The sequence below is a fragment of the Pseudoalteromonas ostreae genome (genome assembly GCF_018069805.1).
GTDB lineage: Bacteria > Pseudomonadota > Gammaproteobacteria > Enterobacterales > Alteromonadaceae > Pseudoalteromonas > Pseudoalteromonas ostreae.
Map to the genome: position 1 here is coordinate 1 of NZ_JAGPYN010000026.1, position 15,795 is coordinate 15,795.

The following is a 15,795-nucleotide window of genomic DNA, read 5'->3' on the forward strand; positions in this document are numbered from 1 at the left end:
ACGTCAAAAGGTACAATCCAAGGCTACAACGGGATAGCGATAAATGACGATAAACATCAAGTTATACTGCAAGCACAGGCATGGAGCTCGGTGGGCGAGCAACAAACCCTTCAGCATTGATGGCTTATTTGGTCATAAAAATTGGGATTATATTGTTATTCCTAAAGGAACGCTTGTTCCAAAGGAGTTAATTATTACCAAAGATCATTATATTGCTAAAAAGAAATCTTGGCATTATTCAATATCTCCTAATTTTGATATGCCTGTATCTGAATTCTTAGCGGCATTAGATACGTTGGCCTTTAATGCAAAAATTAAAATCAAGGTAAAATCTTATGGTTAATATAGATATACGTACTATTTCTATATGTATTCAGTCTTTAGATGATTCTATTCGGTATTATGATTTATTATCTCAATCAGATACTGTTGATAGCGACGATTTTGAAGAGTGTAAATATATGTACGAAGTTGAACTTAGTCGTTTATGCGAATTATATGCGCAAGAAGAAAAGAAAGGTAATGTACCTATTCCATTATCAAAATTACTAAAGTCATAAAAGTAGCACTAATCGGGTAGCCGGAGGTCTCTAACCTCCAGCGCCCACACCACCCATCATGCGCTTTTCATTAACAGGAAGTGCTATGGGCGGTTCACCTCCCGTAATGAATATTGATCCAAATTACACACCTGACTTTTTACTTACCCATACAGACGGCACGCAAAAATTTATTGAAGTAAAACCGCAAAGCAAAATTGCTGACGAAGACTTTCGTGCACGTTTTATTGAAAAGTAAGCTATCGCTAAGCAAGATGGGCGTGACTTATACTGGTGACAGATAGACCTGTGTATGCCTAACATTCTCCCACTTCCTAGGTGATAAAAAGTGGGGGAACGGCCCTTAGAACGTAAACTGTGAACCTACACTAAAGGCGTTATACTCGCCTTGTCCGCCGTTTGTGCCTAGGATGGTGTACTCGGCCAACAGGGTTAGAGCATCTGTTGCAGCGTAACGGGCGAAGATCATGGTCAGATCAGTGTCGTTTGCACTCGAATTGATATCGTCCTCACCCTCACCATAGCTGACACCTAGGGTAGTTTGATTGATCGTGTAAGTGCTCTCAATATACCACTGGCTTGCATCCTCTTCATTGGGATCCAGTCGCGCAGCAAAGACGCTATTACCGGTACCAGACGTTATAGAGTAGTTAGCACGAACATTCAGGTTATCCCAAGATACCGAGCCACCAAAATCGATGCCAGACATCGTGAAGTCGTTAAATGTTCCGGTTTTTGAATCCACAAGCTGGATAAAGGCACTAGCCCACAGAGAGTACATATAACTAGAATAAACAACATTACCTTCAATGCGCGGAGTGGAATACTCTGCATCTGATGCGCCGTCAACCTTCGACGGGCTGAACACACCTACTTTAAACTGAAAACCACTCAGATCGTTGGACGTATACATAACACGAGGCGTGAAGTTTGCATAGAAGTAGCCGTTCCCGATACGGCCAGCCGTAGCTGCGATCTGGTCCGGCCCGCCGATCAGGCCAACACCCAGAGCGCTACCGTTGTCACCGATGGCAGGAACGCCAAAGATACCAAAGCCTTTACCAATATTTACCTGACCAAAATCACCAGCAACTACAATTTCCGATACCCGACTGCGGAAGTTCACATCGGCATCGCCTGGTGCGATGTCTGCGTTCATCTGAAAATGCCCTGATACTTCAAGTCCATTCTGAGTAGGTGCATAGATGTTGGTTTGCAGTGTGGCAGGGTTAAAACCTGTCGTGACAGTGAACGAATCTTCTTCTGTTGGTTCATCATAGCTACCCATTACCGCAAAAATTGGAATGTGACCATTAAACCCTGCTTTCCAGCCACTTTCAGATTCAAATGTCATATCAGCATTAGCCTGAGCAGCAAATGTGCCAGCAATCATTGTAACAGCGACTGCTAAAGCAGGCTGTTTGAAGGGATAAATGTTCCAGCGGTTGTTGTATTTAATCATATAAGCTTCCTGTTTTTGTTCGATATGTCCAAGCCTGTTAGCGACTTTTCTTGTTGGTACTTAGCCGACCATAGCTTGAACAAGCCGATAGTCGATCCTGCGCCGATAGGCACAGTCATCCCGAACCTTGATTACGGCTAAAGACCAACTTTGTTTTCAAGACAACACAATCAATCTAGCCTGAGAGGGGAAAAAAAGAAAGTTTTAGAACATAATTTCTTTGATTTTCTTCACATTTTAGGCCTTAAAAATGTTGCTCTCTGTTGAGATTCACTAATGACACGTAAGGAGTATTCAACTAAAACTGAAAGGATTAATTTAGGTAGCATAGTGTTACTAAGTAAAGCTCGTAAAGCTACATTTGTAAATCTAGATAGTAAGAAAGAGGGCACGGCTTGGGTTATAGGTGACTTGGTTAAATGAATAGCTGAAGATTATCAAAACAAGTTTGAATGGGTTATAAGTGCTCTCTACTACAAGCTGTGATTTTATCGGCCTTGTTTTAATCAGTTTGTTATAAACTCAGCCGTGGTTGTATAAAGTCTAAACATGCTGTTATTGATCACACGGTGATACAACCCCAGCATAACTGAGGTTTTTTAGCATTTAACCGCGATTATGTTCGCGTGAGTAATCAATACAGGGCCCTTTAGGAACGATTTTTGTTGGGTTTATCATGGTATGACTAAAATAGTAGTGCCGTTTAATATGATAAAAATCAACAGTTTCTTTTGCCCCGTCAACTTGATAAAGCTCGCGTAAATACTCACTCAGCGCAGGATAGCATTCGATGGTGCGCAGGTTACATTTAAAATGCCCAACATACACGCTATCAAAACGGATCAAGGTGGTAAACAGTCGCCAATCTGCTTCAGTTAATGTGTCACCCACTAAATAACGCTGCTTGAGTAAAATACTTTCTACTTTATCCAGCGCGCTGAACAAGTCATTAAATGCCTCTTCATAGGCTTTTTGTGTGGTTGCAAACCCTGTACGGTATACACCGTTATTAATGTTGTTATATACCAGCTCATTTATTTCATCAATTTGAGCCTGCAAGTGAGCGGGGTAAAAGTCGAGCTCATTGCCTGTTAAATGATTAAACGCGCTATTAAACATGCGAATGATTTCTGCGGATTCATTGCTCACAATTTTATTTTGCTGCTTATCCCACAAAACGGGTACGGTCACTCGGCCTGAATAATCTGCTTTATTTTGTGTGTAAATTTGATGCATAAATTGTTTATCAAATAACGCATCCCCAGTACTGTGATTGCTTTTATCAAATGTCCACCCGTTATCAAGCATATCTGGGCTTACCACTGATACATCAATATAGTCTTCAAGGCCTTTTAATTTTCTAAAAATCAAAGTGCGATGCGCCCAAGGGCAAGCTAATGAAACATATAAGTGATAACGGCCTTTTTCAGCCTTAAAACCTACTTTTCCTGATGGACCAGCGCTGCCATCTTCGGTTACCCAGTTACGTAATTGTGCAGACTCGCGTTTAAACTCACCGTCGCTTTTGTCGGTGTCGTACCATTTGTCTTGCCATTTACCGTCGACTAGTAATCCCATAATTGACTCCTGTATTTTGTTTTAAAAGGTACCAAATTTACCGCTTTGATAATCACTAATTGCTTCTTTGAGTTGCGCTTGTGTATTCATAACAAATGGTCCCATGTGGGCAATCGATTCATTAAGCGGGTTACCGGCTAAAATAAGTACCCCAGCGCCGCTTTGGGAATTAAATTTAATATCACTGCCAGGCTCTAAAATCAGTAAGCTGCCTACCATTACAGGGCCATCTTGCTCAGTGTTGATTGAGCCGCTGTGAATATAAATCATCACCTTGGTTTGGCTAAGCGGCGGGTGTGTAAACTCAGCCCCTGCAGGCACAGTTACATCCGCTAACATGCTATTTGCTGCCAGCTCTTGCAGGCTTGAAACTTGCTCATGCTGGTCAAATTGCCAGCTGCCAGCTAGCGCTTTTAGTTGAGTACCTTGGCTATTTTTATGTGCTGGCGCTGGGTGCTGGGTAGTATCTTGATATCTCGGTGCTCTGAGCTTTTCAGTGCTTGGCATATTGAGCCAAATTTGGAAACCGTGCATGCCCTCAATTGCATCTGCCAGGGGCATTTCGCTGTGAATAACACCAAAGCCGGTGCTCATCCATTGTACATCACCGGCGCGAATGGCTTTTTTGTTGCCCATTTGATCTTGGTGCTCAAAGCCACCTTTAATAATATAGGTAAACGTTTCTATTCCTCGATGTGGATGCGCCGGAAAGCCGCCCATAAAATCACTGTGGTCGTCGGATTTTAATTCGTCGATCATTAAAAAAGGATCTAAATGGTTGCCATCAAAGCCTGGAATACGGCTGATGTTTACGCCATCACCATCTTGGGTTGCATGGCTATTGAGTTGTTTAATTACTTTCATTATTGTGCTCCGGATCATGTATATGCTCATTTAATCACATTAAAATTAAACAACCATGGGTAAAAATAGCATTATTCATTCGATTTAGAAGAATGCTCGCGTTGTTGTTTAGTTAAGTGATCGGCCACAAAGGCACCACGCTCGCCAGATTCACGGGCAGGGCCAATGGTGCTATCGAGCATAGTTTGTTGTTCCGTGCTGGCATTGATGGCTGCGCCAAAAATAATAATATAGGCGCTGATATACAGCCACATCAGCATGATCACCACGCCACCAAGAGAGCCATATGTTTCATTGTATGAAGCAAATTGTGACACGTAATATGAAAACCCTAATGATGCGATGATCCAAAGCCCTGTTGCCATGATTGAGCCCGTTGTAACCCAGCGCCACTTGGCTGGTTTTCTATGTGGCGCATAACGATAAACAAATGCCAATGCAAAATGAAAGGTTGCAGCCAGTAATGGCCAAGTGAGTAGCTTGATTACGGTATCAATACTGTCTTTGAGGCCAACGATATTGATCACAATAGGTAAAATACCAATGATCAGCAGTGCGACTACAGCAACAAAGATAGCGCCAAGTGAGAATAAAAAGCGTATTAACAGCGCTTTGAAAAACTGCCTTTTGGTATGCTCATGATAAGTAATGTTGCAAGCCGTGATCAACGCCTGACAGCCTTTACTGCTACTCCATACCGTTAGTAAAAGCGTACCAACGGCACTAATACTCAACACTTTCTGTGATTGTTGAGTGACCTCTGATACTTGCTGCATAAGGATTTCATGGCTGCTTGGTGGTAATAAGGTAATGAATTTACTAATGTGTTCACTGATATCCGCAGGAGAAGTGAAATAAGCATACACTGATACGCAGGCAGCCAGAGCAGGGAAAATAGCCAATAACGCATAATACCAATCGACTTAAATATTTAACCATTCTAGCGAGCTAAATAAAGCGCTAACTGCGTTATAATTTTTTCAAGTAGAACAACTACATGTCAAAATTTACGCCTTGTTATCACTCCATTTATCTGTCGCTATAAATGGTCAGTAACTTAACACGATTGGTATAAAAGGCAACGCCTGCGGCAACAAATGATAAGTTATCTTGCGACAGGCTGTGGTAAACCCGTTTACATATGTCCCACCAGCCAAGCAGTGGAATGTCTGTTGGTTTATTAGCCGTAAAGCCTCGTTGTTTCTGTGTCATATTCTTTCCTTGCTTAGATTTTTTAGTCACTATTTATTAGAGGTTATTTATTAAGATCATTAGACATTAGACATTAGTGCAAAGTAGTGCAAAGTGCTTGCCAGCTTAAACTGGCGTTTTATTTGCAATAATTTTTACTATTAGAGTTAATATTTATAGCTGATCAGCAATTAGGTATGTATATGGAAATCATCAATATCATTAAAAATCAATTGTTTATTTTATTACCTTCACTCAAGGTTAATGCAGAACCCGTTGCTATCGATCCTGTATCTTGGCAAGCAATTAATGTACAGATCGCGCATTTTTTACAAAGTACTTGGCAAATGTTACCTGCGCTTACGTTGGGAATTGTAGCGATTATAGTGTGTTATTTGCTTGCGAGGCCGCTGTCTTATTTATTTGTTAAGCCCATCAGTTATGTGAGTGAAAGCCGATTACTGCATGTTGTCACTCGTCGCTTCATCAGCATTGTAATTATTTTGTTTGGTGTTTATTTATTTTTACGATTAGCAGGCTTAAGTGAATTTGCTGTAGCGGTGATGAGTGGCACTGGCTTAGTGGGTCTGATTTTAGGCTTTGCATTTAGAGATATTGCTGAGAATTTTATATCAAGCATGCTGTTGAGCGTACAGCGGCCTTTTCGTATTGATGATGTGATTGAAGTTGATGGTCGTTTAGGCGTAGTTAAAAAAGTAACTGCACGTGCGACTACCTTAGTTGATTTTGATGGCAACCATATTCAAATTCCTAATGCGACAGTGTATAAAAATGTGATTAAAAATCTCACTGCAAACCCGAAAATGCGCGGCCATTTTAAGTTGGGTATAGGCTACGATAACGACATACGTGCGACGCAACAACTTGCCGTAAGTTTAATGAGTCAACAAGAGGCGGTGCTAAACGATCCAGCCCCGCAAGTGTTACTGGGTGAACTGGGTTCATCGACCATCAATTTAACCATTTATTTTTGGGTCAACAGTGAGCAACACAGTCCTGTTAAAGTGGCATCACAGTTAATGCGAGAAATGGTCAATAATTTTACTGAACGCGGTATCAGTATGCCTGATGATGCACGAGAACGTATTATCTTAAATGCTCCAAGTGCCGAGCAACCACAAGAGCAGCAACCTCAGCCAGCCTCTGCTGAGAAAAAAACCAAGCTAGCAGCCACTCACACCGATATTGATGATGTCAGCAGTGATGCTGATGAAATTCGAGGGCAAGCCGATAGCTCACGTGACCCAGAGCAAGGCGATAATATTATTTAGCAGTTGCGTTGAACCGTTTTTTGCAAAAAACGCAGTGCTGTTTTGTGACAGCAGCGCAGATAGCGTATACTGCTGTGCTTGTAATTTAGACTGACCCAGAGTGCTTGCACTGAGCTGTTTACATTACGCCGTCTTCTTACTCCTTTTCTAAAAATGACACTAAATATATGAATGATTTAACAGTAGTAACCCACAATGGTAATTTTCATGCAGATGATGTGTTTAGTATCGCAGCACTTAGGCATGTTCTTCCTGAATTTAAGCTTGTGCGTACTCGTGATGCGCAGTTGATAGCACAAGCTGATATTGTGATTGATGTGGGTGGTGAATATGACCCAGCAGCAGGGCGCTTTGACCACCATCAACGTGGTGGCGCGGGTGAACGTGAAAACGGTATTCCATACTCGTCATTCGGTTTAATTTGGCAAAAATATGGCTTACAACTGTGCCACGACGATGAAAATATCGTTAAAGCTGTTGATTCATCCTTAGTATCTACAATTGATGCCATTGATTGTGGTCATGTTGAAGGTGTGTCGCAAGGGATCAGCCTCAGCCAAACTATTTCTATGTTTAATCCAACCTGGCAAGAAGAAAGTGAGTTTGATCGTTGTTTTGATGAAGCGGTTGAGTTTGCAATGCGTATTTTATCACGCTTTATAGCCTCGGCCAGTGGCAGTATCAGTGCCAAAGCAATTGTTGCAAAAGCGATTGAAAGCGCAGATGATCCCCGCGTTATTGTGCTAGAGCAATATACACCGTGGAAAAAGACAGTGCATGCGTTATCACAACAAGCGCTGTACATGGTTTATCCATCACACTCAGGTAAATGGATTTTACAAACTGTGCCAGTGGAGCCAGGCTCATTTGAAGACAGAAAATCATTGCCAAAAGCATGGGCGGGTTTATCGGATGTTGAATTTCAAACTGAAACGGGTATTGATGATGCAATGTTTTGCCATAATGGTTTGTTTATCGCTGGGGCTGAGTCATTTACCAGTATTATGAAACTGGCATCGATGGCGTTACAAGACGAATAAAACGGTTTTGAAAAAGGGGAAGCATTGGCAGGCTTCCCCGTTTTAGTATTAATGCCTAAAGTTTTCTAGCAGAGTAGGAATGCCTAGCAGCATACCTACCATGGCCATAACACTGGTCAATAACACAAATATGATTAATGGAATGATCCAGCGGCTCATATGAGTGAGCTCTGAGCTGCGCTCTTTACAACCAATCAAACCTAGTGGTGCTGTAAATGTGGCGGCAATTGCACCCACCATTACGACTTTGCCTATAGTGCCTGCGATCGCTGGGATTGTGTCTTCAAATTAGAAACGGTAATCGCGAAAAGGTAAGTTAGGGCGCCAGAGCTTGGGTTGCATAATTTGTAGTTCATGCTCAAGGTCGTCATCTTTTTGCGTTGTTGTCATTACTTCTCCTGCAACATAAAATGCTTACTCAAAATAAAAAAACAGCTTTATACCCAAACCAGCTCAAGATGCGAGTTTGAGGTCGTTTGGGTATATAAGCTATGAATATAGAGTTGGTACAGAAATGCAGGTACGTCACAATTACGATTAGGCAAAGGTCGAGCGTGGTGTTTAGCACGACAGACTAGCAAATCATTATGAGTAAATAGAAATTGTCATTTAAAATTAGTGGTTTATTTGTTTTGTATGCGTGCTGAGTTGGAGTTAATGGGCTTCTGGCGCAGATAAAAGCGAATTAATTGGCTCTAAACCTTTAGTCTAATAAGCGCAATAAAGTGTTAATAATCAATAACCAGCAGGGCGGCTGTCTTGCATTATTAAATCTAACTTGGTTTGTGCTTTTTTGTAGTTTTCTAAATCAATGACTTCGATCATTTCACATTCGTCCCTTACCATTTCGCTGATCAGGCTAGGGTAGTGACGACAATCCTCTGGTCTATCTAAGTAAATACTGCAGGTGTATTTATTTGCTTCATGGGGTGCTGCTTTGGGGGCAAGTTCAAGAAAAGGGCATCGACTTAGTTTTTCACCTGTATTTGGGTCGTGCCATATTTGCTCATTTTTAACAAATGCGAAAATGTCAGGGTTAAAAATTTCCCAAAGATCAATTTCTTCTTGCGTAGCACTGAGATCGCCATCGCCGTATTTAATACAGCACTTACCACACTGATTACATTCTTTCATAATTAACATTTCTACAAGCTTGTGTGCTCACTATACAGCAATTGTTACTCAAGGCAGATAAACCAGCCGATTATTATTGCAAGAGGTCAATTTTGTTCAATACGGCACATCGATGAAAATTATTACTCCCCTGTAAATTAATTACTTACCGATTTGCTGGCTATCGCTTGCCCTTTTTTCAGTGCCTGTTGAGAGCGAGTAAAGTGGGCTCTACTGTGCGTGAATTGCTATCTAGGTGGTTAAATAATTCAATAAAATACTGATGTAATTGACGACGCTTAGCATTAACAGGAGTGTTTGATAGTAGTAACTTGCAGAGACTGACAGACCTTGATATAGCAATGGTATGTTTAGGTGGCTAGACGGCTATCTTACCCGTATGGCTCGACTCTGACTTGGGATTCAAATAATAACTGTTAACCACTGTTTATCGACGTGCACCATATAATACGCCCACGCAGAGTTTTGCTGCGGATTACAAGCATGCACTTTATCAGGATTCATTTCAGCGCAGAGTGTATTATAATAGCGCATTATTGGCCTTAAATAGATTGCTTGTTTCGAATTACGTTAAACAATCTATTGAACTGGCGGTTATTTATAACAAAAGGTAATGAAAGAATGATGAATACAAAACTGTATAAGACAGTGTTGGGGCTCGCAGGTGAGCTAATGAATGCAGCGCAACAGCAAGATCAAACGAGTTTTGATTCACTCTACGAGCGATTAAAAGCACTGTGTATTGAACACGAAAATACTGAGAAAGATCATCCTGTTCAGTGGGAAACACTGGCTGATTTTACCGATGAATTTTCTGGTGCTTTGTTGATCTATGAAAAGGCGTTAGCCAAAGCAACAGTTATTAATGCTAAAGATTATATGTCGTCTATAGGTTACGCTATGGCAACCATGCATGTTGAACTTGGCCAAACTGATGCGGCTCTTGCCTGTTTACAAGCCGCGCAAGTTAGTGCCAATAAAATCCCAGACAAAGCATTAAAAGCTGAAATAGCTGAGTTATTAAACACTTTACAGTATGGTGTGTAACAGATTCTCTGTCAGAGCTCATAACAAAAGGCGATTAAGATACTAATGCGCGATGAATTAAGGGTTAAAATCACGAAAGTGTGTGATAAAAAAATAGCAGCCAAAGGCGACAATGTGGGGTTGTCATTTTATGCTTTTTTTGCAAATAAAAATGATGATCCAGAGTTATTAATGGAAGCCGCAACATGGTGGATACAAACTCATCAATTAGATCACTTTGTTAAAGCACAAACGATTAAAATGATGATTAAAAATAATTTGTAATATCGTGTATGTGTTGTTAAATCCTCCTAGATTGACCTTTCAGTATTAAAATTTGTTCAATCTAGGAGGATTTAATCGCTTCTAGATTGATAACTTTGGGTAGTGATTTTTTTAATTTATTATTATTTATAAAATATTTACGGTAAAACTACACCCTCAAGCGGTGTTACACGTTGTGGCATTTTTTATATTTTTTACCGCTACCGCATGGGCACTCATCGTTACGTTTAATTTTTATATCTGCAATAGGGAAGATCTCGCCATCGAGATAACGCCACTGCCCATCTTCTTTGATGAAGCTTGATTTTTCATGCAGTTGGCAAAACAAGTTTTGATAAAAATAGCTAACACAAAATTCAACACAGCCAGTGTGCTCTTGCTGATCTGCACTGAACACGGTTAACTTTATAAAGCGGCAACTATTAGCAAAATCAGCAATTTCTTTGATTGGGTTTTCTGCTTGTTTTTCTTGCGCATAAGTTTGGTAAATATACTTAGCATTTTTTAAAGCATAAGCAACAAAGCGAGAGCGCATTAGTTGCTCTGGGCTTGTTGCTTGTCTATTGCCTAAGTGCAATTTTTCACAGCAATCGCTATAGCTTTGTTCGCTGCCACATAAGCAAAGACTGTCAGTGAGTGAGGTCATAATTAAAGTACACTTTATTAAAAAACGGCATTTTAACAGTTTATTGTGCTAATGCTATCTCTGTAGCTTGTTGGGTTTTAGTAAAACAGTATAGTTTTGCACTTGCTTGATCTAACTTTAATGATAGATTAGCTATTTGATTGTCTTTCACAATGTCTGTCCAGGTGATCACCGCTGCAAAGTTACCGTTATGTAGTGCTGAATTTAGTACATACTCTAAATTAACCAGATGCTTTTGCCTGATCACTAATAGTTTACTGGTATCAATAGAACATGAATCGAGTAAAGCTTTACTTGGTACGTGATCCGGTGCAATCAGTAATGTCCATGCGTTTTTATTATTGTAATGGTGTAGCACCTTTAGAAGTTCAAAAGTTGCAGAAATTTCATCTTCTATCTGAATCAAATTTACTGAAGCGCTTAAATTATCTTGTTGATAGCTTTTAACTGTTCTGACGGTAATTGGCTGTAACATAAGTTTCACTCACTGGTTGTTTATACAGTATTTATATACAGTAGTTTATACAGTGTTCGTGTGCAAGTTTTTTTTGCTATCTTTTTGAACGATTTTTATCTCTTTTGTCCTTTTGCACGTTGTTCTGGAATTGTTTATCACAGATCTGGAATAGAGAGTCATGTGTGGCAAGGGCTGTAGAGGTGGTGTTTTGATTCCCTATTTGGGTTTTTCTCATAAGGGTTGGAATTCGCTTGTTAAATTACAAGCAGGCTGAAACATGAAATTGCTAAAGTCAGAAGCTCTGAATCGATAATATATCTGTTTTTGTATTTAATACAGCATGAAAAGTCCTCTACATTTATGCGGGATGTTGCGAATGCAGTACTCAGAGTTTTAAAATTTGTAAGGCAAGTTTGAGCGATAACCAGACACTGAAAAAAGTTAAATTTATTCCTACTTCTTTGAGTTGGGGCCTAATTTTGTCCGATAACATTATCAACCGCCGCTTTAGTGCAAAATAACAAGCTTAATTCCTAGCTATTTAAATTACTTGTTTACAAACGTAATTATTGGTGAAATTATCTTAGTATGTAATATATGCCGTTTTGGTCGTTTATAAACCACCAAAACGGTGCTCAATAAGCGTTAGAACTACTCAAATAAATTGCGAGGTAAGGAAACATGGCGAGATGTACTGCACCATCAAGAGGGCATCGTTCGGCTGCGGCAGCAGAAAATTGCCCCGCATGTGGTGGGCGCTACGGTCGATATGGAGGTGGTGGTTATAGCTCATACTCAACCCCATCTTACTCCCCGTCGAGTAGCAGTGGCGGTAGTCGGAGTATCGCCGGAGGATCAAGCCGTAGCGCGAAGCCGCGCTGGTCTAAATCTGGCTCGCTTGTATCGTATACACTTTCTCAAATTCAGTCACTTGAACCAATTCGAGAAACGGTTGAGGCGAGAGCAGCACAGCAGCCTGATCTTCGTGATGTATTTCTATGTCATGCTTGGGGCGATCGCAAAGAAGCAGCTAAAGAACTGCATGATTTACTTGTAGCTGCTGGTGTCAAAGTTTGGTTCAGCGAAAACGACCTTGGGCTTGGGGTGCCGATGATGCGAGCTATTGACAAGGGGTTAGCTAATTCCAGAATTGGACTTGTATTGGTTACCCCAGCAATGTTGGAACGTTTGCCCCAAGAAAGTGTGGCAGACAAAGAACTTTCTACTCTATTAGCAGGTAACCAACTTATCCCTATAGTACATAACACAACATATGAAGCTCTTCGAAATGTCAGTCCTATGCTTGCCTCCAGAACTGGTTTGGATACTTCAGAGGATTCAATGACAGTTGTAGCAGAAAAAATAGCCGAGCTAGTGGAGATCTAGTTCTGTGCCCATAAGTTCTAATAAATCAAGAAGAATAAAGGGGTCAAGAATAAAGGGGTCAGGTTCGTTGCTTCACAACACTACTCATATGCCAATACCTGAACAATCATGACAAAGTATTATGAAGCAAGTGAACTGACCCCTTTTTCGACTTTAATACCTGAACAATCATGACAAAGTATTATGAAGCAAGTGATCTGACCCCTTTTTCTACTTTCAATACGACATATATTTTTGTTCATTCATTTCGACAACCACTCAAGAGCGTTAATCTTCTTTTTTGAAACTCCATAAATATTAAAGATGCACATATGACAAGCAAAACAGCAGCCACACTCGTGGTCACTAACATACCTGTTATCATTCCTTCCTTTGCGGTGGATAAAATAAGCTCAGACCATTGCGGCCAATTTAACGCTGCCTTAAATGCAGCTCCAGCAGACTCTGACAAGCTCAATTGAGCGTCTAACGGCAATACTTCCAGTGGCGGTATTGATGCACGATACATAAACAACATCATTGTTCCTAGTACTGCAATCCCTAATGTTTCTCCTATGGTTCCGGTCGTTTCACTGACACCAGCTACTGATGCCGCCTTATTCTCTGGGGCGCTGGAAAGTAAAAGTTCTGTAGAGGTCGCATAGGTTGCAGCCATTCCTATACCAGCAAAAAAAGTGCCGCACATCATAAAAATAAGATGTTCACCCCTCACAGCCATCGCCACGATCAATAATCCACATGCTGCCACTAACAATCCGCCAAGCACGACTTTTTCAGCTTCAAACCGTTTACGGATCAAATTTAATCCTCCAGAACAAAGCATGGAAGAATAAAGGGGTCAAAGAATAAAGGGGTCAGGTTCGTTGCTTCACAACACTACTCATATGCCAAAGAAGAATAAAGGGGTCAGGTTCGTTGCTTCACAACACTACTCATAAGAAGAATAAAGGAAGAATAAAGGGGTCAGGTTCGTTGCTTCACAACACTACTCATAAGAAGAATAAAGGAAGAATAAAGGGGTCAGGTTCGTTGCTTCACAACACTACTCATATGCCAATACCTGAACAATCATGACAAAGTATTATGAAGCAAGTGATCTGACCCCTTTTTCTCTGACCTATGCCAATACCTGAACAATCATGACAAAGTATTATGAAGCAAGTGAACTGACCCCTTTTTCGACTTTAATACCTGAACAATCATGACAAAGTATTATGAAGCAAGTGATCTGACCCCTTTTTCTACTTTCAATACGACATATATTTTTGTTCATTCATTTCGACAACCACTCAAGAGCGTTAATCTTCTTTTTTGAAACTCCATAAATATTAAAGATGCACATATGACAAGCAAAACAGCAGCCACACTCGTGGTCACTAACATACCTGTTATCATTCCTTCCTTTGCGGTGGATAAAATAAGCTCAGACCATTGCGGCCAATTTAACGCTGCCTTAAATGCAGCTCCAGCAGACTCTGACAAGCTCAATTGAGCGCCTAACGGCAATACTTCCAGTGGCGGTATCGATGCACGATACATAAACAACATCATTGTTCCTAGTACTGCAATCCCTAATGTTTCTCCTATGGTTCCGGTCGTTTCACTGACACCAGCTACTGATGCCGCCTTATTCTCTGGGGCGCTGGAAAGTAAAAGTTCTGTAGAGGTCGCATAGGTTGCAGCCATTCCTATACCAGCAAAAAAAGTGCCGCACATCATAAAAATAAGATGTTCACCCCTCACAGCCATCGCCACGATCAATAATCCACATGCTGCCACTAACAATCCGCCAAGCACGACTTTTTCAGCTTCAAACCGTTTACGGATCAAATTTAATCCTCCAGAACAAAGCATGTATCCAACAACCAAGGGCAATTCACATAGACCAGCGTAAAATGGCTTCAATCCAATGACCCATTGAAAATAAAGTGATAAAAAGAACAGCGATCCCGTTAACGCGAATAACGCCATGCTATGCGCTAGCAGTAATGGACCTCTTTGTTGCCAAGAGAATATGGACAAATCCAACATGGGTTTAGTCAGCCAAGACTGTCGACGATAGAAGTTGGTGATACATGCCAAACCTAAACTTAGACAAATAAGGGATAGCAGAAAATGGTCAGACAGAATAAGTTGTTTGAATCCTAACAAGGTTAATACTAGTCCGAAGAAAATAAGCCCGACACTCTGTCCATCAATACTTGTACTGATACATCCTTTGCTTGAAGGCAACAGAGGTGAAAGTATCACATACATTGGTACTAATAGCAGATTGATCAAAAATATGGTTTGCCAACCAAATAGTTCAATCACCCCTCCGCCTATGATTGGCCCGATTGCTGAGCCTATTGCCGCTGACATACTCCACAAGGCAATAGCCATGCCTAACGTCCGTTTATCATTAAACAATTGATGGATCATGGACAGTGAGGCAGGTGTGAACATAGCAGCAAACATTCCCATTAATATGCGAGCGAAAATAAGTTGTATTCCTGTTGTCGCTAATGCACCTAGAGCCGATGAAATACCAAATCCAACCACACCGACAATTAATGTTTTTTTAGCACCATACCTATCTGCCACCACAGCCATTGGGATCATCAAGCCTGCCATAGCCAATGAATAACTGTCACTTACCCACAGCTGCTCTATCGCCGACAAAGACAATTCTAAACTCAGTGAAGGTAATGCAAGCGCTAGCACTGTTACGTCTATACCAAGTAATAGGGTCGCAAGACTAATTATACCTAGCGCACTCCACTTACCTAACTCTCTAACTTTGTTTATCACCATCATATTCCTAACACTATAAAGTGGGTCATCACTGTTCCATATTGTAGCGTCAAGTTTAAATAAGTACAATAATGTACTTAT

17 protein-coding genes and 3 pseudogenes are annotated in these 15,795 nt (G+C 40.8%); 9 read left to right on the forward strand and 11 right to left on the reverse strand.

The window, feature by feature from the left end; genetic code table 11:
- From J7338_RS20850 to J7338_RS17250, 4 genes and pseudogenes are all read left to right on the forward strand, one after another.
- Positions 1-114: pseudogene (locus J7338_RS20850) on the forward strand (transposase); the annotation flags it as partial.
- A 43-nt stretch (positions 115-157) separates the two neighbouring features.
- The gene (locus J7338_RS21145) at positions 158-343 is read left to right on the forward strand and encodes a Tse2 family ADP-ribosyltransferase toxin (RefSeq protein WP_420875345.1); all 186 of its coding nucleotides are present in this window, start codon (positions 158-160) and stop codon (positions 341-343) included.
- The gene (locus tag J7338_RS17245; protein ID WP_210798178.1) at positions 336-560 is read left to right on the forward strand and encodes a hypothetical protein; all 225 of its coding nucleotides are present in this window, start codon (positions 336-338) and stop codon (positions 558-560) included. Before J7338_RS21145 ends, J7338_RS17245 begins: the two co-directional genes overlap by 8 nt.
- Before the next feature lie 85 nt (positions 561-645).
- Positions 646-798, forward strand: a complete 153-nt coding sequence (locus tag J7338_RS17250) for a Tn7 transposase TnsA N-terminal domain-containing protein (protein WP_228733022.1) — start codon at positions 646-648, stop codon at positions 796-798.
- Positions 799-903: 105 nt separating this feature from the next.
- Here the strand turns inward: J7338_RS17250 and J7338_RS17255 are convergent, their stop codons facing one another.
- From J7338_RS17255 to J7338_RS17275, 5 genes and pseudogenes are all read right to left on the reverse strand, one after another.
- Positions 904-2,022, reverse strand: coding sequence for a porin (locus J7338_RS17255; protein ID WP_210798179.1), 1,119 nt, complete (start codon positions 2,020-2,022; stop codon positions 904-906).
- A gap of 606 nt (positions 2,023-2,628) precedes the next feature.
- Entirely contained in the window at positions 2,629-3,600 is a 972-nt protein-coding gene (locus J7338_RS17260) for a glutathione S-transferase family protein (RefSeq protein WP_210798180.1), read from the reverse strand.
- A gap of 21 nt (positions 3,601-3,621) precedes the next feature.
- On the reverse strand, positions 3,622-4,464 hold the full coding sequence (locus tag J7338_RS17265; protein ID WP_210798181.1) for a pirin family protein: 843 nt from the start codon (positions 4,462-4,464) through the stop codon (positions 3,622-3,624).
- 71 nt (positions 4,465-4,535) lie between these two features.
- Positions 4,536-5,378: pseudogene (locus J7338_RS17270) on the reverse strand (YihY/virulence factor BrkB family protein); the annotation flags it as partial.
- A gap of 115 nt (positions 5,379-5,493) precedes the next feature.
- On the reverse strand, positions 5,494-5,676 hold the full coding sequence (locus J7338_RS17275) for a hypothetical protein (protein WP_210798259.1): 183 nt from the start codon (positions 5,674-5,676) through the stop codon (positions 5,494-5,496).
- Positions 5,677-5,858: 182 nt separating this feature from the next.
- On the opposite strand from J7338_RS17275, the gene J7338_RS17280 reads away from it, so the two are divergent.
- On the forward strand, positions 5,859-6,947 hold the full coding sequence (locus J7338_RS17280) for a mechanosensitive ion channel family protein (protein ID WP_210798183.1): 1,089 nt from the start codon (positions 5,859-5,861) through the stop codon (positions 6,945-6,947).
- A gap of 167 nt (positions 6,948-7,114) precedes the next feature.
- Positions 7,115-7,987: an MYG1 family protein gene (locus tag J7338_RS17285; protein WP_210798184.1), complete on the forward strand. Its 873-nt coding sequence runs from the start codon at positions 7,115-7,117 to the stop codon at positions 7,985-7,987.
- 195 nt (positions 7,988-8,182) lie between these two features.
- On the opposite strand, the pseudogene J7338_RS17290 reads toward J7338_RS17285, so the two are convergent.
- Both J7338_RS17290 and J7338_RS17295 read right to left on the reverse strand, forming a co-directional pair.
- Positions 8,183-8,377, reverse strand: a pseudogene (locus tag J7338_RS17290) (DUF3360 family protein); the annotation flags it as partial.
- Positions 8,378-8,722: 345 nt separating this feature from the next.
- A complete protein-coding gene (locus tag J7338_RS17295; protein ID WP_210798185.1) occupies positions 8,723-9,121 on the reverse strand; it encodes a YkgJ family cysteine cluster protein in 399 nt (132 codons plus the stop codon).
- A gap of 621 nt (positions 9,122-9,742) precedes the next feature.
- Between J7338_RS17295 and J7338_RS17300 the strand changes: the two genes are divergently transcribed.
- Positions 9,743-10,168, forward strand: coding sequence for a tetratricopeptide repeat protein (locus tag J7338_RS17300; protein ID WP_210798186.1), 426 nt, complete (start codon positions 9,743-9,745; stop codon positions 10,166-10,168).
- Between the two features lie 45 nt (positions 10,169-10,213).
- The gene (locus tag J7338_RS17305; protein WP_210798187.1) at positions 10,214-10,432 is read left to right on the forward strand and encodes a DUF6500 family protein; all 219 of its coding nucleotides are present in this window, start codon (positions 10,214-10,216) and stop codon (positions 10,430-10,432) included.
- A gap of 166 nt (positions 10,433-10,598) precedes the next feature.
- Here J7338_RS17305 and J7338_RS17310 read toward each other — a convergent pair whose 3' ends face one another.
- The gene (locus J7338_RS17310) at positions 10,599-11,078 is read right to left on the reverse strand and encodes a YchJ family protein (RefSeq protein WP_210798188.1); all 480 of its coding nucleotides are present in this window, start codon (positions 11,076-11,078) and stop codon (positions 10,599-10,601) included.
- Positions 11,079-11,118: 40 nt separating this feature from the next.
- The gene (locus tag J7338_RS17315) at positions 11,119-11,553 is read right to left on the reverse strand and encodes a SulA-like leucine-rich domain-containing protein (RefSeq protein WP_210798189.1); all 435 of its coding nucleotides are present in this window, start codon (positions 11,551-11,553) and stop codon (positions 11,119-11,121) included.
- 663 nt (positions 11,554-12,216) lie between these two features.
- Between J7338_RS17315 and J7338_RS17320 the strand changes: the two genes are divergently transcribed.
- Complete coding sequence (locus J7338_RS17320) at positions 12,217-12,921, forward strand: toll/interleukin-1 receptor domain-containing protein (RefSeq protein ID WP_210798190.1); 705 nt, start codon at positions 12,217-12,219, stop codon at positions 12,919-12,921.
- A 238-nt stretch (positions 12,922-13,159) separates the two neighbouring features.
- Here the strand turns inward: J7338_RS17320 and J7338_RS17325 are convergent, their stop codons facing one another.
- Both J7338_RS17325 and J7338_RS17330 read right to left on the reverse strand, forming a co-directional pair.
- Complete coding sequence (locus J7338_RS17325; protein ID WP_210798191.1) at positions 13,160-13,720, reverse strand: MFS transporter; 561 nt, start codon at positions 13,718-13,720, stop codon at positions 13,160-13,162.
- A 470-nt stretch (positions 13,721-14,190) separates the two neighbouring features.
- Positions 14,191-15,783, reverse strand: coding sequence for an MFS transporter (locus J7338_RS17330; protein WP_210798192.1), 1,593 nt, complete (start codon positions 15,781-15,783; stop codon positions 14,191-14,193).
- Positions 15,784-15,795: the final 12 nt, after the last annotated feature.